Genomic DNA, 17,207 nt, shown 5'->3' on the forward strand with positions numbered 1-17,207 from the left:
CGACACCTATCCTGAGATCCGGAATCCGGGGTCGATGCCCCAGATAGCCAGGGTGAGAAAGAGATTCGCGAACACCATCACGACGATCACCATCTTGATCGCCCGCCCGGCCGCCACGCCGACTCCCTCCGGCCCGCCGCTGGCGACATAGCCGTAGTAGCACTGGATGAAGGTGGCGAGCAGGGTGAAGATCACGACCTTCAGCAGTGAATAGAACACGTCCGGCCCGATCAGGAACTGGAAGAAGTAGTGGTCGTAGGTCCCCGCGGTGGTGCCGCCGAGGAACAGCACCGTGAGTTTGGTGGTCAGGTAGGCGGCGGCCAGACCGACGCTGTAGAGCGGGACGATCGTCACCGTCGCCGCGATCATCCGGGTGCTGACCAGGTAGGGCAGCGGGCGGATCGCGCACGATTCCAGCGCGTCGATCTCCTCGGAGATCCGCATCGAGCCCAGCTGCGCGGTGAACCGGCAGCCCGATTGAATCGCGAAGGCCAGGGTCGCCAGAATGGGCGCCAATTCCCGGGTGGTCGCGAAACCGGCGATGGCGCCGGTCAGCGGGCTCATGGTCAGGAGGTTCAACGCCGTGAACGACTCCATTCCGACGATGATCCCGCCGAACGAACACAGGATGAAGACGACGCCGATGGTGCCGCCACCGACGATCAGCGACCCGTTGCCCCAGCTCACATCGGCCGTCAGCCGGGCGAGCTCCTTCCGATAGTGCTTGACCACGAACGGTATCGCGGCCAGTGCCTGGAAAAAGGTGATGGCCTGATGCCCGAGGCGCTGGTTCGCGTGCACGGGGGCCAGCGCCGCATGTCCGACGGCCCGCAGCGGCCGGGCCGCGGGCGGCGTGTAGGAGCTGGCCATCTCAGGCGACCTTCGTCGGGAGCAGGGTATTCGACAGCTGGGTCAGAATGATGTTGGTGGCGAACAACATCAGCGCCGAGCTGACCACCGCGGAGTTCACCGAATTCGCGACACCGGCCGGGCCGCCGCTGGTGTGCAGACCCACATCGCAGGCGATGATCGCCGTGAGCGCGCCGAAGATCGCGGCCTTCGTCAAGGCGATCAACAGATCGCTGGCCACCGCGAACGACGCGAACGATCCGATGAACGATCCGGGAGTGCCGGATTGGGCGTACACATTGAACATGTACGCCGTCGCGAATCCGACGAAAACTATGAAGCCGCAGAGCAATACGCTCACCAGCACCGCCGCGGCCAGCCGCGGAGCGACCAGCCGGCGCACCGGATCGACACCCATCACCCGCATGGCGTCGATCTCCTCGCGGATCGTCCGCGAGCCGAGGTCGGCACAGATCGCCGAACCCACCGCGCCGGCGATCATCAGCGCGGAGACCAGCGGCGCGCCCTGACGGATGATCCCCAGTGCGGCAACCGAACCGATGAACGTCGTCGCGCCCACCTGGTTCACCAGCGCACCGACCTCGATGGACACCACGACCGCGATCGGGATGGCCACGAACACCGTCGGGGCGGCCGAGACGTTGGCCATGAAGGCGCACTGCCTGATGAACTCCTGGTACGGGAACCGGCGCTGGATCATCGCGACGAAGAGCTGAACGAACGCCTCTCGCCCCAGCGCGACCTGCCGGCCGAGGGTTTCCAGCGAACGTTGCGGATGCCGGCGCCAGAGGCCGCCGGCGGCATCGACGAGTCGCTGCAGTTCGCCCTCGTCGGTGGTCCGCCACGGCGGAGCCGGCGGGTCCGGCCGATCGGAGGCTCGGGTCGACGTCACAGCGGTCGTTCCTTTCTCACGCTCACCAGTTGTCGCGGACAGCCGCAACCGAGCTGCCGGGCGTTGAGCGTGTGAAGTGTTACACACCGATTCGGTGCGACACAAGATAGTAAGTTATCGACTGTTCTCGCATATCGAATCAGGTCGGGCGCGAGATTACACAGGATTGAGCGTAGAACGCGGCGGCATCAAGTTATGGAATATTCCGTCTTCAGACGACCACCACCGGGTCTATTCGGGGAGATTCTCCAAGTAGTGCTGCAGGAGCACCACCAGCGCCCCGAGCAGTGCGATCCCGGCGCCCACCGCACACGACACCGCGACCCACAGGCCGAATCGGAGAACAGGATTGACCTTGATTCGCCCACCGAGGATCTTGACTCCGATCACCACGATGTCGATGAGCCACACCAGCGCCATCATGACTAGGTCATGCAGACGTTCGAGAAGGTGAGCACGGGCCAGCACACGATCGATCCCAGGAAGGAGATGACCACGTCGATGCCATGCATCTGCTTCAGGTGCGAGGTGTGCGTCAGGGTCCAGATCACCCCGATGATGCCGTAGGGCACGGCGAGAATGATGAGTGTCCCGAGGAATTCGGACACCTTCATCTCGTAGCTCAGTAGCCGATCGAGTCGCTTCAGCATTGCGACGCAAGTCCTTTCACCCATCGGCCGGACATCCGGTGCACGCGCCTCTCGCAGGCACCGGATACGGGCACCCTTGCCCGTCGGCCGCGGTCCCCCGGCGATTCGCGGGCCCGCAGATGCGTATGTTACTGGAAATTCACGTTTTGTGAAGTTGTCGCCCGGAACTGGCCGGACGGTGAATAGTCGGTGCTCATACGATCAGAGGCGGCAGCCCAGGAAGTCGTCCGCGAGCTGGAAGTTACCGATAATTCCTGCACATCCGGAGTTGCAAGGATTAACATGGAAGGGTGCCGCCGACCGTCGGATGCGAACGGCCCACGGGTGTGACCACGACGGGCCCGGCACGACCGGTGCGTGAGCCCGGCGATGTCGCAGGGGGATCGCCGGTCTCGGCAGCGGATCCCGGCCGGCTCGATTGTCGTTCACCGACGCCACCGGGTCCACCGAATCGAAGGATCACCGTGCCCAGCGAAATCATCCATCCGGACGGCGCATCCGGGCGGCGCAGTATCGCCGCTGTCCGATCGCGCGAAATTCTCAACTACTTCGGCAAATGCCAGGCCTGCGGCTACCCGGCACAGGCCGTCCTGCGAACCACGCTCTACAGCGACGGCACGATCACCGATGCGGTCATCGCGACCTGCGCCTCGCCGTGCGGGTGGTCCGGCACATCGGCGCCCACGGTGATGACGGCGCGCACGGAGCTGTGATCTCAATTGCGCTGGGCGCCAACATATCTCTCGTCAGCGGACCGGCGGCCCGACCCAGCGCAGGGCCGCAGCCGGGCAGAGTTTGATCGCCTCGGTCGCGAGGGCGGGGTCCGGTTCGGAGCCGGTGAGGATGGGATAACCCCAGTCGTCCAGAACTATCTGCTCCGGCAGCACGTGCGCGCAGATGCCGTGGCCGGTGCAGGCGATGCGATCGACCGCCAGGACGCCGGACGGGGGCCGGGTGATACCGAGGGCTCGAGTTGTCAGGGACACGATTCATCCTTGTGCGCCGAAAATTGCTCGCTCCCTGGGCTTTCGACGAGCAGCGAGGTGCCGAACACGTCCAGCGCGGAAGCCAGGAACCGCGCCACACCGTCGGGAAACCGGCAAGCACCTCGCCCCGGAACACGGGTGAGCCCGCGCAGGAGCCGCTCGGCGGTCTCGGCCGAGGCTCGCCGCTCGAGCAGGTCGCTCAGATCGTCGCGCAGCGCGGGCAATCCGAACATGCACGGGCCGCACTGGCCGGCGGATTCTCCCGCCGCATAGGTCAGCGCGGACAGCACCACCTGCCACGGATCGCTGCCGGCGGTGAGGACACGAAAGGTGCCGACGCCGGTCCCGATTCCGAACGGCGCCAAGGTTGATCGCGACCACAGCGTATGTCGCGCCTCGGCGGGCAGGAATCCGCCGCTCAGACCGTTCACCCACAGCGCTTGCGGAGAGGCGGTGAGACCGCCTGCCCGATCGAGGATTTCGGAGACCGGCAGGCCCGCCTCCGCGGCATGGACACCGGGGGCGCGGACCCCGTCGGCAACGGTCACCAGGCGCGGTCCGGGCTCGTCGGCAGTGCCGTAGGAGCGAAACCAGCCGGGCCCGTATTCCGCGATCTGCTGGATCCGCCACACCGTTTCGACGTTGAGAACCAGTGTCGGCGCGAGTCGTCGCCCGCGCGGGTCCCGGCCGCCGCCCGTGATCGGGGCGAACCGCATCACCGGTCGCGCCGGACCGCCGTGCGCCAGCCGGACCAGCGCCGATTCCTCCGACGACACGTACCGCGGGGGCACGGCGAGGGTGTCGACCCCCGCCGCCTCCAGTACCGCCAGGGTCCGCGAACCGCGGTGCGCGGCCACCCGCACCCGTTGCGCCATAATGCGCCGGGCGCCGTCGAGCACCTCGGGCAGATGATGCGCGACGACCCACGCGTCCTTGGCCGAATCCCATTCTCCGTCACAGGCATTGACGATCAGCTCGGCCCGGTGGCGGGCGGCGAGTTCGAGTTTGGCGGCGGTGGGAAAGTTCGCTCCGCCGCGGCCGCGCAGCCCGGCGGCCGCCAGCATCTCCACCAGTCCGGTCACGTCCACTCCTGAGCGGCGATGTCCGAGCGGCGATGTCGGTCCGCGTCGGGAAGGACCCAGCGCCATACGGCGCCGCCCGCCAGCGCCACACCACAGGCCACGGTGACGGCGAACAGCGCCGGATCGTGCGCCGAGGCCATCGTCAGTCCGTGCACGACCGCCGCCGGCGCCATCACGTACGCGAGCAGGTGCACCGCACGCCATATCCGGATCGGCAGCCGGTGGCGCAGCACGGACGTCGCGACGACCGCCAGCAGGATATCCAGGGCGAGGGTGCCCAGCGCGACCCATTGCCGTTCGTAACCGGCCGTGAACGGCACCACCGTCGACAGCCATCCGAGATGGACGTACGTATCGACCGTCGCGGTCACGACGTGCGCGGCCAGGAAGACGATCGTGCCGAGGGCCAGCGTGCGATGCAGACCCATCGCCACGGCCGATACCGCGAGTCGGGGGCGCACCCGCGCGGCCGTGAACATTCCGAGCAGCGCGACCAGGGCCAGCAGCACGAGGGTGACCATACCGGCGGCGCGCGAGACATACCACAGCCACGGACTGGTCATGACACGTGCCGCTTCCGCGTCGCGGTCGGGGCGGGCCACCCCGGAGTCGTCACCACCTCGTGGTCGACGGTCATCAGGCAGGCGGGCACGCCGCGATCGGTCAGCCATCGCGGCGCCTGATCGTCGAGGATGATCGCGGCCGTCGAGGCCGCATTGGCCTGCACCGCATCGGGTCCCGCGCAGGTGACCTGCGCCCACCGCGTCCGGGCGGACAGTCCAGTGCGCGGGTCGATGATGTGATGGCGGCGAATGCCGCCGCGCACCCACGTGCGCAGCCGCGTCGACGAGGTCGCGAACGCCTGCCCGGTCGAGGTGACGACCTGCACCACGGCGTCGTTCCAGTCCCGCACCCCGATGGACCAGCCCTGCGGCGGGCCGGTGCCCGCGACGGCGATGTCGCCGCCCAGATTCACCAGATAGCCACCGGGCCCGATCGCGGCCAGTTCGGCGGCGATCGTATCCGCCGCCCACGCCTTCGCACTCGCGCCCAGATCCAGTACGGTTCCCGGGGACAGCGCCACCTCGCCCCGCTGCTCGTCGAAGATCATGTGCCGCAGAGGAATCGAGATCTGATCGGCTGCGAGCGGGCCCATGTCACCGCGGGCGCGCACCGCATCCAGATCGTCGTCGTAGCCGCAGGCGATCAGCGCCGCCCCCAGGGAGGCCGAGACCAACCCCGAGGTCAGGCGCTGGGTGCGCATCGCCGCCCGCAGACACGACCCGAGGGTCGTGCCGACAGGGATGCGCACCTGCTCCGAACGACCCGCGCGGGCCGATTCGGCGCTGCGCGAATTGATCACCGCGAGTTCGGAATCCGCGCGAAAGCGCGAGGCGGCACGATCGAGGTCGTCCAGCCGCGCGCGGACCAGATCGGCCGCACGAGCCAGCTCCCGGGCATCGGTGCAGACGACCACGACCGACGTCCCGATCGCCGGAAACGTCTCCGAGGCCGCCGCCGCGCCTCGCGCGGTGCTCATGACCCGGCGGTGTGCTCGTGCGGCTCGCTGTCGGAATTCTGCACCGGCGGCGTGGGCGTCCACTCCCCCGACCGGCTGCTTTCCGGTTGCGGTGCAGGGGAAGTCGGCGCCGAGACCGGATCGGCCGTGTGCACGTCCACGGACACCCGCTGCACGGTTCCCGCGGGTTTCGCCGCATGGCCGATGGTTCCGCCCTGCACCGCCAATTCCACGGCGAGTCCACCGACGGCGACCGTCGCGGCGACGAATATTCCGGTGGCGCCGCGGCGGATTCGCGAGAGATTCGGGTTCGTTGTCATCTGTGTTCTACCTTCGCCTCTGATACCGCTGTCGCCCGCGAAATCGGCGAATCACCGGTTGGTCTGCGGGATTTCGATGCTCAGCGGCATCCGCAGTTCGGCCATGTACCACAGCACGAACTGCCGCAGGAATTCGTCGAACAACCAGGTCGCATCCGCGGTCGGCGGGATCACGCCCATCACACCCTCGCGCACCGCGACGAACGGTCCCCAACTGAACTTCAGCAACGGATCCCACACCGGCTCGCGCGCGATCCGCAGATCGTCGGCGATCTTGTCGCCCAGGATGAATCGGGTGAACGCACCCAGAATGGGCTTGCTGAGCAGTGTCAGATCGAGGTCGAAGCCCAGGTCCATGAGGTTGTGCGCGAGCTCGATACCTTCCGGCGTCGCCTCGATGATCGGGTCCAGTTGCTGCTTGGCCTGGGCGTCGGCCTGCTCCCACGTGGCGGGAATGTATTCGTCGCGAATGCCGAGGAAGTGGCCGGCCAGCTGCCACGTGTGCAGGTAGCCCTCCGCTTCGGCCACCGGGATCTGCACATTCCAGGTCCGGAAGGTCCGCATGATGGTCGTGGCGAGGCTGTGCCAGGTGACCATCTTGTCGTCCTGGCTGATCGGGGTGTGCTCGGACGGCCAATGCGGCGACTGTGGGAGCAGATGCCGGACCGCGGCATGGATGATGCGGGTCTTGACGCAGGTCACGATCATTTCGCCGCCCGGCTGATAGGCGTTGACCGTGCCGATGTCATAGCCGAATTTCGCGGTTTTGGCGATGCGGTCCTTCAGGTGCGAACCGCCCCGGGAGTAGTAGACCGCGCGCGCCTCGTGCGGGATGACGTTCGCCATCATGCCGCTGGCGAAGGCGTAGAGCACGCCCAGATACGTGCCGCGCTTCTTGTTGAATTCGAAGCCGGCCGCCATCTTGGCCTCGTCCGCCCACGACGGCAGCTGCCGCGCGTACTCCATGAAGTCGCGCATATTCTGCGGCAACCCGGCCGGAATGGGCTGCTCGTTGCGCACCCAGGTCCGGAGCAGATTGTTGATCCGCGGAATGTCCTCGTGGTCCATGACGTCGGCGATCACCGGATCCGCCTCCGGATCCCACACGGTCAGCGGGTCGGCCCCGCCACCGCTGCCGACCACGGAACCGCTCGGCGACCATGTCCACGGCTCCGCCCGCGCGGTCCGCGCGCCGAGTGCCAGCGCGCCCGCAGCGCCGATCAAACCACTGCCTGCTCGCAGGGCATCGCGCCTGCTGAGACCCAGTCCGTCCATGCTATTGTCCCTCTTCATTGAGAAGCAGATACAGAGATACAAACCCTGTTTCTGAGTATCTTGATGAGACCACACCGTGGCCGCGATCACAAGAAGTTGTCAGGATTTTCGAAACGAAGCGCGTGAGAGGACACCGTGAAGCTGGGATCACCGCCCTCGAAGGGTTCAGGAAACGGCACGTCACCACTCGAACGCGCGTACACCGACGCGGTCGACCGCGTCGACGAGGGTGACGACATCCGCTCGCGCATACTCGACGCGGCGGTCGAACAGTTCGGCGCCCTCGGCGTCCGCCGCTCGACCATGGACGATGTGGCCCGGCGGGCCAACGTCTCCCGCATCACCGTGTACCGCCGTTTCGCGACGAAGGACGCCCTGGTCGAGCAGGTGATCGTGCGCGAATACCGGCGCTATTTCGACCAGTTCCTGGTCGACATCCGGCACGCGCGCACGGCAGCCGACCGGGTCGTCCTCGGTTTCGTCAGCTCATTGAAGGTGATCCGCAAGAACCCGATCATCGGCGGGCTGCTCGCCGCCGAACCCGACATGCTCGTCGGATCCATGATCGGCGATCAGGGCCATACGGTCGCCATGGTGCGCCGGTTCGTGGCCGACCAACTCCGCCGCGAGCAGCGCGCCGGCCATGTCGCCCAGGAGGTCGACGTCGATCTGGTGGCCGAGTTGATGGTCCGGATCTCCGCCTCCTATCTGGCGGTCCCCAGCCAGGTCATCGACCTCGACGACGACGATCAGGTAGCGGCCCTCGCCCGGCAGTATCTCGTTCCGATGCTCGAGCCGCCCCTAGACCCCGGCGCGGATGCGCCCGCTACTGGGCGCTGATCCCCGCGGATCCGAGATCGAGCTGGTTGAGCAGATTCTGAATCAGGACATAGGGGTTCATCGTCGAAGCCTCCGTCTCCACGGTGAGCGGGCAGCTGCCGCGAGCGGTGCGGGCCCAACGGTCGGACTCACCTCTTGGCAGCTCAGAATATTGATTAACATACATAACTAAGCCCAGGGCTGTCTATACTTTCAGCGAAGAATGGTGAGCAACTTATGGGGCTGCGAAGAGTGTCGCGAGGCGGCTGGGAGCCGGTGGAGGACAGCAGGCGAACGGTCGCGATCCCGCACCCCGAGGCGACCGAGCAACCGGCGCGCGACCGCGGAGTCGACGGCGATACGGAGAGTTAGCCGGGGCTGGGAACGACGATCGCGACGAACGGAATCGACAGGCGCCGTGGAGGATTCAGCGCCCGGAAACGACTGTGGGCCTAACGCTCCACAACCCGAACACTCTCACGGTGGACGGTCCGGAGATCTGGATCAAACCTGTCGGCACCCGCCGGGCGGCACCGGAAGGTGATCGGTGAACTCCGCGAACTCGGTGTCGATACCGACCGCTTGCCACCGCGCCGGCCCGCGATCCGCTACTGCGTCGACTGGAGCGAGCACCGCCATCACTTGGCCGGCGGCCTCGGCGCAGCCCTGACCGCCGACTATTCGACCTGGACTGGGTACGCTGGGGCGCTGCCCCGCGCCTGGTCCACCTGACCGACCAGGGCGACGCGGGCCTCGAGCAGTCACTCGGTCTGGTATTCGTCAGAGCTTGAACATCCACCGCCACAGGCAGCGGTGCCCTCCGCGATCACTGCTCGTTGTGCGCTATGCCGCGCTGCGTGATGAGTTGGTCGAGGATCGCCTGCACGGTTCGGGGGCCGCTGTAGTGGTAGCCCTGCACCAGCGAGAAGCCGAGGTCGGTGAGCACTGCCGCTTGGTGCGCGGTCTCGACCCCTTCGGCGATGACCTCCATGTCGAGCGCGGTGCTGAGCGCCTTGATCACCCCGAGCAGCGGTGGCGCGGGTGAGTCCGCGGTGATCGCCGCGACGAAGGACCGGTCCACCTTGAGGATGTCCGCTGGAATGGCCGCCAGCCTGCTCAACGATGAGTAACCGGTGCCGAAGTCGTCGATAGCGATGCGTACGCCGGCGTTCCGCAAGGCGCTCAGGTTGTCGATCGCGATCGGTGACTCGGCCTCCAACTGCGTCTCGGTGACCTCGAGCACCAGCTGCCCAGCGTGCCAGCCGGTGCTGCGCAGAGTACTCCGTACCCGATTGCCGTAATCGCTGTCGGCCAGCTCCAGACCGCTGACATTGACGTTCAGCGTGAGGTCGAGATCTGCGACAGTTCTCCGCAGCGTGACTGCGTCCACACAGGCCCGACGTAGTACCGCCTGATCCAGGTCGGCAATCAAGTTGTACTCCTCCGCGGCGCGGATCACCTCGATCGTGCTGAGGCCAGGCTCGGTGGCCGAAGACCAGCGCAGCAACGCCTCCACACCGACCACCTTGTCGCCGAGCGGCAGGCTGACGATCGGCTGGTACAGGACTTCCAGGTTGTTGTCTTCCGCGATGGCCCGGCGCAGTTCGTCAGCCAGGGCAACGCGCTGCCCGGATTCCAGCCTGGTCTGGTTGGGACCTGCCTGCTTGGCCCGATACCGGCCCACATCGGCCCGGCTGACCAGCATCGACGCCGGTTCGCGCGGCTGCCATGACGTGACGCCGGCGGAGCAGCCGGTAGTTGTCGCCGCGCGCATGCGGTCGGTGAGCCCGACCGCGGCCCGTTCGGTCGTGTCCGGCAGCAGCACCGCGAACAGGTCGCCACCGAGCCGGGCCAGCGTCTGCTCCGGCGTCAACAGCTCACTCCAGGTGTCGGCGACGTGCTGCAGCACCGCATCGCCCGTGGGCTGGTCGAGGTGGCCGTTGTCGTCCGTCCGAAAGCCGTCCAGGTCTGCCAGCACCAGCGCGGGGCGTTGGCCGAGCCGCCCGGCCTTGGCGATCTCGGCGTTCAGCAACCGATCGAAACCGCGCCGATTGAGCAGGCCGGTGAGCACATCGATGTCGGCTTCTGCGGCTCTGCGGGCCACAATCGTGACCACCACACCGACCATCACGGTCACCCCGGCCGCGATCACCCCGGTCCACCATTGCAGGTGCTCGCGCGTGCCCAACACCGCCATGCAGCACACCACGGCGAACCCGATCTCCAGGCCGGTGACGTACGTGCTGAAGAAGAACGCGGCATCGCACGCAACGAACACGTATATCGACGACAGCGTGACCGCGGCGGTGTCGCCGGGGAGCCAATGAATGGCAATGGTGATCAGCACGGTCCCGAGCGATACCAAGATCGGGTGCGCGCGCACCGGCATCCGCTCACCCACCAGATACACCAGGATGCCGGTGAGCACCGCGACCAGCGCTGCCCCGAACACGACCGCGCGACTACCCGGCCCCTCGCCTGTCAGTGCGGTCACCACGGCAGCGAGCAGTCCGCCGACGAAAAAGAAAGCCCCGGTAGTCCTGGACATGAGGCTCGCTGTTGCTACCACTGATGCCGCCCGCGCCCGAGTACGGGAACCACCCCGGGTTCCGACTCCTCGCATCTCTCCAGACTAGCCACACCATCAAGGTCGGAATACCCAGGTCGGAGCACTAGCCGAGCCTTAACCGGGTACGGCCGGATACAGACCGGGCAAGTGGCCGCCAACAGAAAGTGCCACCGGACGCCGACACACGCCGACATCTCCGCGCTCGAACTCGTCGTCGCGGCTCGACGGTGACCAGCAGCGCCAACGTCGGCAGCATCACCAACCACACCTACGCTCGCGCCACGGTGGTCCCCGGCACCTTCAGCACTCACACACTGATCTGCCGCGACAATCGCGGCGACGACTGGCCGTCCACCCCATCTGTGAGGAACACGGAGACCAGCCGGCCCGGACCAAGGGGGCGGCCGCCACGTCCCCGCGCGTGACCGGAGCGCGGTCGACAGGATCGCCCGGCACCCATTCCGTACGATCCACGGCTGTGAAAACCGGTTGGAGGGCTCACCGAAGCGCAGTGGAACCGGGAACCGGTATCGAAAGGCACGGAGCGAGGTCGGGAAGCCGGGCGTATTCCTTGCGTAACAGCGCCTTCGCAGGCGCACCGGACAGTCGGCCAGGTCGGGGGGTGGTCACGCAGCAGATCTAGTACCAACTCCGCGATGAGCCCGTTGTGCGTCATCGGGATCGCAGGAGCCAGGTCATCGGGGCCTTGGAGACCTGCACGACACGGCCACCCCAATGTCAACCACGCAACGCGTTCGCGCAATGCCACACAGCGAAGCAGCCGCCCGCGACTCGGATCAGGCCAGTAGGCACTCGACAGAGTGAACCGCGGCGTGACCGCGACGACCGGAATACGCCATCTCGGCCGGCGCGGTGAGGGGATGTGGTGCGCTGGCGTGGATCATGATCGACCTGCTTCGCGTGCACCCGGTACCGCTGCCAGCGCCGCGTTCGCCACGGTGTCCTCGGTGGTGGAGAGGACGACCTGCAGGATGACGACGATGCCGCGCGCACTGCATACGTACATCGTGTTGAACAGCTCGAACCGGTAGGGGTCCAAGCGAATTCGATGGCTGCCCAGCTGGAGGTGCCGAGTGGAGGGTGACCATCCGGTGGGGTCGTAGACTACCCGCCGCACCGGTCCCAGGTGCGGCCGGAGGACGGTGAGCAGTCCCGGGAGTTCGGCGGCGAGGTCCTGTGTGCGAGGCCACCAGACACCGTCGACATGGCCGGTGCCATCGCGGCGCGGCCGCAAACGCAATCGTGGTGTGCAGAGCGGTAAGCGACGAGCCGGTGCGGGATGCAAGCTCGTCGAGTGTGGCGTCATGAGACGCTCCTGTCACAGCCTCCGCGAGGGGCCCGGAATTCGAATCGGAGACGACGCGACCGTGTCTGGCCGGCATGCGAGGTGCCTCTATTGCCCAGCCTACGCGTTGACACCCGTCGCCGACGTGCGCGAATCCACGAGATGTTCGCTCATCGCCGCGATGTCGACCGGGTGCGCTCGGAGCAATCACCGGCAGACCGCTGCCGCCTGTCATCGAGCTTGTACGAACTGCCGTGAAAAGTGGCCTGATATCGACCGGAAAGACCTTCCTACAACTCCCTGCGGAACCTCGACGGTCAACCCTTTTCTTCTCTGCCGGCGGTGACATCATGTGCAGTGGCACCCTCGCCAGGCTTCGGCAGGGTGGCCGTAAGGCCGGCCAGCAGGATGTCGAGCCCGCGTTCCAACTCGGCTTCACCGTCGTAGTCGGCCAGCACCGGCGCGAGTTGGCGCAGCAACGGGAACTCGGTGACCGGCAGCCGATGCAGGCCGAGTCGCAATACTTCGTCGGACTCTTCCGGACGTTCCACCAATTCCTGCAGCTCATTGAGGACATGGCCATAAAGGAAACCGAACAGAGCGCGATAGATGTGCAGCGCGTCGGCGCCGGAGAAACCGGCACGGGTGAGCAATGCCAGTACGTCCTCCAGCGGCCGTAACACCGCCTGGGAACGCTGCCCGAGCGGTGTTGCCAGTGGTCGCGTCACCAGCAATGGCACCACCCGCGGATGTGACAGCGCCAGTTCGCGGAAATCGCGAGCGACTATCCGCAATCGGCCGCCCCAATCCGGGTCGGAACTGTCCACGCTCAGTTGCCCGAAGACGAGCTCGGCCACACCGTCGAGCACCGCCGCCTTGTTCGGTACATGCCGGTAGATCACCATCGGATCCCGGCCCACCACGTCGGCCAAACGGCGCATCGATAACCCCTCGACGCCGTCGTTGTCGACAATCGCCAGTGCGGCCGCCAGCACGCCGGCACGCGTGACCCGGCCGGCCATACGACCGTTCGCGGCACGACCCGAGTCGGCACTGTCCGCGAAACCCTGCCGGTCCGGTGACGATTCGTCCATGACACAGCCTCGCTCACTGCCGGAAATGCTGTAGCGATGAAGTGTAGACCTACAGCGTTGACATTACCTCTACATGGGCGTCTACTGGAGGGACCGCACATCTTCCAGCACCGACTCGTGTGTTCTGAGCTGTCGATGCGGAACCGGGCACAGGTCGAGTGCCGATTATTTCGGCCGCCACGCTCCATCTCGACGAGCAGAGGACCGGTCGCCATGGCAATTGCTCACACATTCGCGCACAAGACCGCGGCCTTTCCAGAGGCAATCCGGCGCTATCTCGACCCCGTGCCCGAAGACACCTCGAACGCTCCGGCTCAACCCTCGAACCGACTTCACGAACCTGCGGCCACCCACCATCCACCGCGACTGCGGCTGACGCCGGAAGACCGCCGTGCGGACTACATCGACGGCGCGTGGTGGCCCAGGTCCACCGATCTCGCTACCGAGCTTCCAGAACTGTTGGCGGCCTTGACAACTCGGCTGGGTCCGGTCGATCGGATCGTCTACGATCCGGACAGCTGGTCCCCACCGCCACGGCAGGTGACAGTGGCAGAACATTCGATCAGCCTCGAGCCGTACCGGTTCCAGTTGCGGAACACGATGTACGTCGTCGGCTCCCATTCCGCCGTCACGGTGCTACGCGTGATCCCTTCATCCACCGACAGCCGTACCGCCCGCTCCGCGATGGCAGACGCCGTCACTCTGCGGCAGGAGTAGATCATGCCTCGCCTGCACGTACGACGCACCGTCATCAGCGGCTTCGAATCGGACACGCCCGCACACGACGAGCGGCAGCCTTTCGGAACACCCACGCGTACACCGCGTTTGATGCTGCGTGGGCGAAGTGCCCCTCCTGGAAACGTCGACGGCGCCTGGTGGCCGTGGACCACGAACCTCACGTCCGAGCTACACGACCTGATCAGTGCGGTCACCCCACGCCTCGGGCCCACGATGCGCGTCGGCTTCGAATGGAACGCGACCAGCATCGCCCAGCGACGCATCGACACCGACGACCACATCCGCGTGCACGGTGCCAGTGACGGCCAGCCTCCCGACGTGATGCGCCTCTACGGAGCACACGGCACCGCGCTGACGCTGCTCGTCATCCCGGCGGACACGACACCCGAGGTCGCACGCGAACGCATGCGCCTCGCGGTGGCAGGACACATCAGCCCGCCCGGATCCTGACACCGGAACGCGGCTGACACACGAACGAGGCAGCAACGTCGCTATGACACAAGACAACACCCGTACGCAGCGGCAAAGCTCCGACCCGGTCGACGGCCGAGCATCCCGACTGCGGGTGAAACCGGACTCGGCGAAGACCGGCTACGTCGACGGGGCGTGGTGGCCGCGCAGTGACAATCTCAGGGGCGAATTGCCAGCACTGCTGGCAACCGTGACAAGCCCCGATCGACCCAGTCCGCCGGATCACCTACCGCCTCGGCGAGTGGGCGAGCGCCCCAGCGATCTGGGCACTCGCGACCGTCGACTGGTCATCCTGGCTATCCCGCCCTATACCGACGACCATCAGGCCTTCGCCGCAATAACCGCCGCATCCGCCACCGGCGACGTCTCCACCGTGGACGAACTGCCGATGATCAGTCCCGGAGAACGACGAATGCGGTCCGTGACGATTCCAGGGCCATGCGACGACCAGTGCCTTTCTTCTGAAGCCCGGCACGCTCGGGGATTTCAGTACTTGATCACCGAGCGGATGCCGATGCCGCGCTTCATCTACCGTCGCGCCGACGACTGATCGGACATGACGAACGGATCGATCGACACCCGCACGCCGTCGGCCACCTGCCCGGCGACGACACTCGAACGAATCAGAATTAGGTGCCGAAATGGCAGGGTTTCCGTGGGGCTGAATCAAATAAAATAGGTCAGGTCCGGTCGAAGACCGGGCCTGACCTGTTATTTCTGTGGAGCTAAGGGGACTCGAACCCCTGACCCCCACACTGCCAGTGTGGTGCGCTACCAGCTGCGCCATAGCCCCAGATTTTCGCACCTCGGGGGTGTTCCCCGCGTGCTTGAAAGAAGTTACACCACCTGGGTTCGGCGTACCAAATCGCCTGCGTACAGGGGTGGTGGAACACACGTTCGAACGATAGACTCGAACACATGTTCGATAGCAGAGAGCTTCAGGCGATGAGCGACGAGGGGCTGGTCGATGCGCTGCGACGGGCACATGGGGCGGCTGCATTCGCACAGGCGGCAGAGGTGCGGGCGGTGCGCGAGTTGTATCGGCGGCATCGCGCCGGCAACGCCGCGCCCGGGCCGGGCGGGGTACGGGCGGGAGAATTCGCCGCGGCGGAAGTCTCGATGGCGGTGCAGGTTTCCGAGCAGGTCGCGGCCGCGCTGATCGATATCGGGCTGGCACTGGACGCGCTGCCGCATACGCGGGAAGCGTTCGGATCCGGCCGCATCGATCTGTCGCGGGTGCAGGTGATTGTCGACAATGCGCGCGGACTGTCCTCCGATCTGCTGGCCGATCTCGAAGTCCCGCTGGTCGAGGCCGCCGCACGAACCACACCGGCCCGGCTACGGCAGACCGCGCGGCGCTGGTTGAGCCGACTCGACGGCCCGGGTGAGCAGCGGCGGCGGGAACAGCGTGAGGACTGCCGCGATATCCGCCTGACCGCGGTCCAGGACGGCGCCGCGGTCGTGGCGGGTCTTCTGCCCGCGGACGGGGCACAGACGGTCGCGACGCGCCTGCGCGATATGGCCCACGAGGTCTGCCCCGCGGACCCGCGCACCATGCCGCAACGCCGCGCGGACGCGCTCGTCGCCCTCGCCGAGGGGGCCGAGCGGCTCGACTGTGCCTGCGGACGCGGAAAGCGCTGTACCGCAACAATTTCTGAGAACCTCGAGTCGGCGCGACGCACGTCCGGACGTGCCAGGACTCGCCGCCCGCTGATCCGGGTAGGTGTCAGCGCCGAAGCTCTGAGCGGAGAGAGCGAGGAACCCGCCTATCTGGCGGGCTACGGGCCGATCGACGCGGAACTTGCGCGGCGGATCGCCGAACGGGGCGAATCGGTCACCGTGGCCGAAACCGCCGCCCGGATCGATGGCCTGTGCGCATTCCCGGGCTGCGTAACGCCCGCCGCGACAACAGACTTGCCCGTACCGGAGGGGAGCACGGGCAATACCGACGTGGACGCGAGTTCGCCGAGCGGACAACGGTTGACGTTATGTTCCCATCATTCCCGCTTGGCGCTGCTAACCGTGCAGCACAGGACCCGGTGGGAGGTGCGCCGGCTCGATGCGGACCGGGTGCAGTGGACGAGTCCGACCGGCGACGTGCACATCACGGTCGACGAGGTGGCTCGCTACCTGTTCCCGCATCGGGATATCGAGACGCCGATGGTCGGCTCGGGCCCGGTATCCACATCCGTTGCGGCATGGCCTGTTTCGACGCTCGACCCGGCCTATCCGATCGGGGATCACGCCCTGGTGCATCGACGCCTCGCGGAGGGCACACCGGAGGACTGCCTCCTCGCCGGTGAAAGTTACCGGCGCTGAGGATCTTTCGTTCCACCACTGCATACACGAGTGATCGGAGGACACCGCGAACACCATGACTTGCCAGGATCGTCCACCCGCGCCGACCGTTATCGACGCCGGTGTGGAACGGGAACGGATCGCCGCGCTCGAGAAGTTGCGGCTCCGGCTGGAATCCGAACTCGACCGCACGGCCGCGGGCACCGGTTATGCCGCCATGGCAGGGCAATTGCGTGACACCGTGAACGCGATCGCGGACGCGCGCAATCGCATCTACGAGGTGCTACTCGGCGACGACGAGATCTGTTGAGCGCCGGT

Annotated in this window: 21 protein-coding genes and 1 tRNA gene; 8 read left to right on the forward strand and 14 right to left on the reverse strand. The window is 66.6% G+C overall.

The annotated features are described in order from the left end of the window. Window positions 1–6: 6 nt before the first annotated feature. The 4 genes from C8258_RS10905 to C8258_RS10920 all read right to left on the reverse strand — a co-directional run bounded on the left by C8258_RS10905 (window position 7) and on the right by C8258_RS10920 (window position 2,412). On the reverse strand, window positions 7–870 hold the full coding sequence (locus C8258_RS10905) for an ABC transporter permease (protein ID WP_036509797.1): 864 nt from the start codon (window positions 868–870) through the stop codon (window positions 7–9). A 1-nt stretch (window position 871) separates the two neighbouring features. Then, entirely contained in the window at window positions 872–1,690 is an 819-nt protein-coding gene (locus C8258_RS10910; RefSeq protein WP_039780084.1) for an ABC transporter permease, read from the reverse strand. Window positions 1,691–1,993: 303 nt separating this feature from the next. Then, window positions 1,994–2,185, reverse strand: coding sequence for a hypothetical protein (locus tag C8258_RS10915; protein WP_036509799.1), 192 nt, complete (start codon window positions 2,183–2,185; stop codon window positions 1,994–1,996). Window positions 2,186–2,187: 2 nt separating this feature from the next. Beyond that, complete coding sequence (locus tag C8258_RS10920) at window positions 2,188–2,412, reverse strand: hypothetical protein (RefSeq protein ID WP_106955070.1); 225 nt, start codon at window positions 2,410–2,412, stop codon at window positions 2,188–2,190. A gap of 464 nt (window positions 2,413–2,876) precedes the next feature. Between C8258_RS10920 and C8258_RS10925 the strand changes: the two genes are divergently transcribed. Next, window positions 2,877–3,125 (forward strand): hypothetical protein, encoded by a 249-nt coding sequence (locus C8258_RS10925; protein WP_106955071.1) that lies wholly within the window; start codon window positions 2,877–2,879, stop codon window positions 3,123–3,125. Window positions 3,126–3,158: 33 nt separating this feature from the next. Here the strand turns inward: C8258_RS10925 and C8258_RS10930 are convergent, their stop codons facing one another. From C8258_RS10930 to C8258_RS10955, 6 genes are read right to left on the reverse strand one after another with little or no spacing between them, the layout of a single operon-like run. Next, a complete protein-coding gene (locus C8258_RS10930) occupies window positions 3,159–3,398 on the reverse strand; it encodes a ferredoxin (RefSeq protein WP_233225004.1) in 240 nt (79 codons plus the stop codon). Then, window positions 3,389–4,480, reverse strand: a complete 1,092-nt coding sequence (locus C8258_RS10935; RefSeq protein WP_106955184.1) for an NADH-ubiquinone oxidoreductase-F iron-sulfur binding region domain-containing protein — start codon at window positions 4,478–4,480, stop codon at window positions 3,389–3,391. The genes C8258_RS10930 and C8258_RS10935 overlap by 10 nt, the downstream gene beginning before the upstream one ends. Continuing rightward, window positions 4,477–5,043, reverse strand: a complete 567-nt coding sequence (locus tag C8258_RS10940; protein WP_106955185.1) for a ferric reductase-like transmembrane domain-containing protein — start codon at window positions 5,041–5,043, stop codon at window positions 4,477–4,479. Before C8258_RS10940 ends, C8258_RS10935 begins: the two co-directional genes overlap by 4 nt. Continuing rightward, the gene (locus C8258_RS10945) at window positions 5,040–6,020 is read right to left on the reverse strand and encodes an FAD:protein FMN transferase (RefSeq protein ID WP_106955073.1); all 981 of its coding nucleotides are present in this window, start codon (window positions 6,018–6,020) and stop codon (window positions 5,040–5,042) included. The genes C8258_RS10940 and C8258_RS10945 overlap by 4 nt, the downstream gene beginning before the upstream one ends. Beyond that, the gene (locus C8258_RS10950) at window positions 6,017–6,319 is read right to left on the reverse strand and encodes a hypothetical protein (protein ID WP_106955074.1); all 303 of its coding nucleotides are present in this window, start codon (window positions 6,317–6,319) and stop codon (window positions 6,017–6,019) included. The genes C8258_RS10945 and C8258_RS10950 overlap by 4 nt, the downstream gene beginning before the upstream one ends. Window positions 6,320–6,370: 51 nt before the next feature. Beyond that, complete coding sequence (locus tag C8258_RS10955; protein ID WP_106955075.1) at window positions 6,371–7,594, reverse strand: oxygenase MpaB family protein; 1,224 nt, start codon at window positions 7,592–7,594, stop codon at window positions 6,371–6,373. A 135-nt stretch (window positions 7,595–7,729) separates the two neighbouring features. Here C8258_RS10955 and C8258_RS10960 point away from each other — a divergent pair, with 135 nt between their 5' ends. After that, a complete protein-coding gene (locus C8258_RS10960; protein WP_063012274.1) occupies window positions 7,730–8,434 on the forward strand; it encodes a TetR/AcrR family transcriptional regulator in 705 nt (234 codons plus the stop codon). A 519-nt stretch (window positions 8,435–8,953) separates the two neighbouring features. Beyond that, entirely contained in the window at window positions 8,954–9,145 is a 192-nt protein-coding gene (locus C8258_RS10965) for a hypothetical protein (protein ID WP_199195659.1), read from the forward strand. 94 nt (window positions 9,146–9,239) lie between these two features. Here C8258_RS10965 and C8258_RS10970 read toward each other — a convergent pair whose 3' ends face one another. The 3 genes from C8258_RS10970 to C8258_RS10985 all read right to left on the reverse strand — a co-directional run bounded on the left by C8258_RS10970 (window position 9,240) and on the right by C8258_RS10985 (window position 13,310). Continuing rightward, window positions 9,240–10,841, reverse strand: a complete 1,602-nt coding sequence (locus C8258_RS10970) for a bifunctional diguanylate cyclase/phosphodiesterase (RefSeq protein ID WP_233225005.1) — start codon at window positions 10,839–10,841, stop codon at window positions 9,240–9,242. 1,042 nt (window positions 10,842–11,883) lie between these two features. Then, entirely contained in the window at window positions 11,884–12,309 is a 426-nt protein-coding gene (locus C8258_RS10980; RefSeq protein ID WP_146161209.1) for a DUF5994 family protein, read from the reverse strand. Window positions 12,310–12,605: 296 nt separating this feature from the next. Next, on the reverse strand, window positions 12,606–13,310 hold the full coding sequence (locus C8258_RS10985; protein ID WP_233225022.1) for a TetR/AcrR family transcriptional regulator C-terminal domain-containing protein: 705 nt from the start codon (window positions 13,308–13,310) through the stop codon (window positions 12,606–12,608). 189 nt (window positions 13,311–13,499) lie between these two features. On the opposite strand from C8258_RS10985, the gene C8258_RS10990 reads away from it, so the two are divergent. From C8258_RS10990 to C8258_RS32255, 3 genes are read left to right on the forward strand one after another with little or no spacing between them, the layout of a single operon-like run. Continuing rightward, window positions 13,500–14,099 (forward strand): DUF5994 family protein, encoded by a 600-nt coding sequence (locus C8258_RS10990; protein ID WP_146161210.1) that lies wholly within the window; start codon window positions 13,500–13,502, stop codon window positions 14,097–14,099. A 3-nt stretch (window positions 14,100–14,102) separates the two neighbouring features. Beyond that, window positions 14,103–14,570 (forward strand): DUF5994 family protein, encoded by a 468-nt coding sequence (locus C8258_RS10995; protein WP_233225006.1) that lies wholly within the window; start codon window positions 14,103–14,105, stop codon window positions 14,568–14,570. Window positions 14,571–14,613: 43 nt separating this feature from the next. Beyond that, window positions 14,614–15,141, forward strand: a complete 528-nt coding sequence (locus C8258_RS32255) for a DUF5994 family protein (protein WP_146161211.1) — start codon at window positions 14,614–14,616, stop codon at window positions 15,139–15,141. Window positions 15,142–15,311: 170 nt separating this feature from the next. Here C8258_RS32255 and C8258_RS11005 read toward each other — a convergent pair. Beyond that, window positions 15,312–15,384: transfer RNA gene (locus C8258_RS11005), tRNA-Ala, on the reverse strand. Window positions 15,385–15,509: 125 nt separating this feature from the next. Here C8258_RS11005 and C8258_RS11010 point away from each other — a divergent pair. Both C8258_RS11010 and C8258_RS11015 read left to right on the forward strand, forming a co-directional pair. Next, window positions 15,510–16,910 (forward strand): DUF222 domain-containing protein, encoded by a 1,401-nt coding sequence (locus C8258_RS11010; protein WP_106955081.1) that lies wholly within the window; start codon window positions 15,510–15,512, stop codon window positions 16,908–16,910. Between the two features lie 103 nt (window positions 16,911–17,013). Further along, the gene (locus C8258_RS11015) at window positions 17,014–17,199 is read left to right on the forward strand and encodes a hypothetical protein (protein ID WP_036509821.1); all 186 of its coding nucleotides are present in this window, start codon (window positions 17,014–17,016) and stop codon (window positions 17,197–17,199) included. The last annotated feature ends 8 nt before the right edge of the window (window positions 17,200–17,207 follow it).

The organism is Nocardia sp. MDA0666 (genome assembly GCF_003023875.1).
In the GTDB taxonomy this organism is placed as follows: Bacteria; Actinomycetota; Actinomycetes; order Mycobacteriales; family Mycobacteriaceae; genus Nocardia; species Nocardia aobensis.

What these genes read in the sequence shown, in the direction of transcription:
- C8258_RS10905 (WP_036509797.1), bottom strand. Translation starts at nt 870, where the DNA reads ATGGCCAGCTCCTACACGCCGCCCGCGGCCCGGCCGCTGCGGGCCGTC.
- C8258_RS10915 (WP_036509799.1), bottom strand. Translation starts at nt 2,185, where the DNA reads ATGATGGCGCTGGTGTGGCTCATCGACATCGTGGTGATCGGAGTCAAG.
- C8258_RS10920 (WP_106955070.1), bottom strand. Translation starts at nt 2,412, where the DNA reads ATGCTGAAGCGACTCGATCGGCTACTGAGCTACGAGATGAAGGTGTCC.
- C8258_RS10940 (WP_106955185.1), bottom strand. Translation starts at nt 5,043, where the DNA reads ATGACCAGTCCGTGGCTGTGGTATGTCTCGCGCGCCGCCGGTATGGTC.
- C8258_RS10945 (WP_106955073.1), bottom strand. Translation starts at nt 6,020, where the DNA reads ATGAGCACCGCGCGAGGCGCGGCGGCGGCCTCGGAGACGTTTCCGGCG.
- C8258_RS10950 (WP_106955074.1), bottom strand. Translation starts at nt 6,319, where the DNA reads ATGACAACGAACCCGAATCTCTCGCGAATCCGCCGCGGCGCCACCGGA.
- C8258_RS10955 (WP_106955075.1), bottom strand. Translation starts at nt 7,594, where the DNA reads ATGGACGGACTGGGTCTCAGCAGGCGCGATGCCCTGCGAGCAGGCAGT.
- C8258_RS10980 (WP_146161209.1), bottom strand. Translation starts at nt 12,309, where the DNA reads ATGACGCCACACTCGACGAGCTTGCATCCCGCACCGGCTCGTCGCTTA.
- C8258_RS10985 (WP_233225022.1), bottom strand. Translation starts at nt 13,310, where the DNA reads ATGGCCGGCCGGGTCACGCGTGCCGGCGTGCTGGCGGCCGCACTGGCG.
- C8258_RS10995 (WP_233225006.1), top strand. Translation starts at nt 14,103, where the DNA reads ATGCCTCGCCTGCACGTACGACGCACCGTCATCAGCGGCTTCGAATCG.
- C8258_RS32255 (WP_146161211.1), top strand. Translation starts at nt 14,614, where the DNA reads ATGACACAAGACAACACCCGTACGCAGCGGCAAAGCTCCGACCCGGTC.
- C8258_RS11010 (WP_106955081.1), top strand. Translation starts at nt 15,510, where the DNA reads ATGTTCGATAGCAGAGAGCTTCAGGCGATGAGCGACGAGGGGCTGGTC.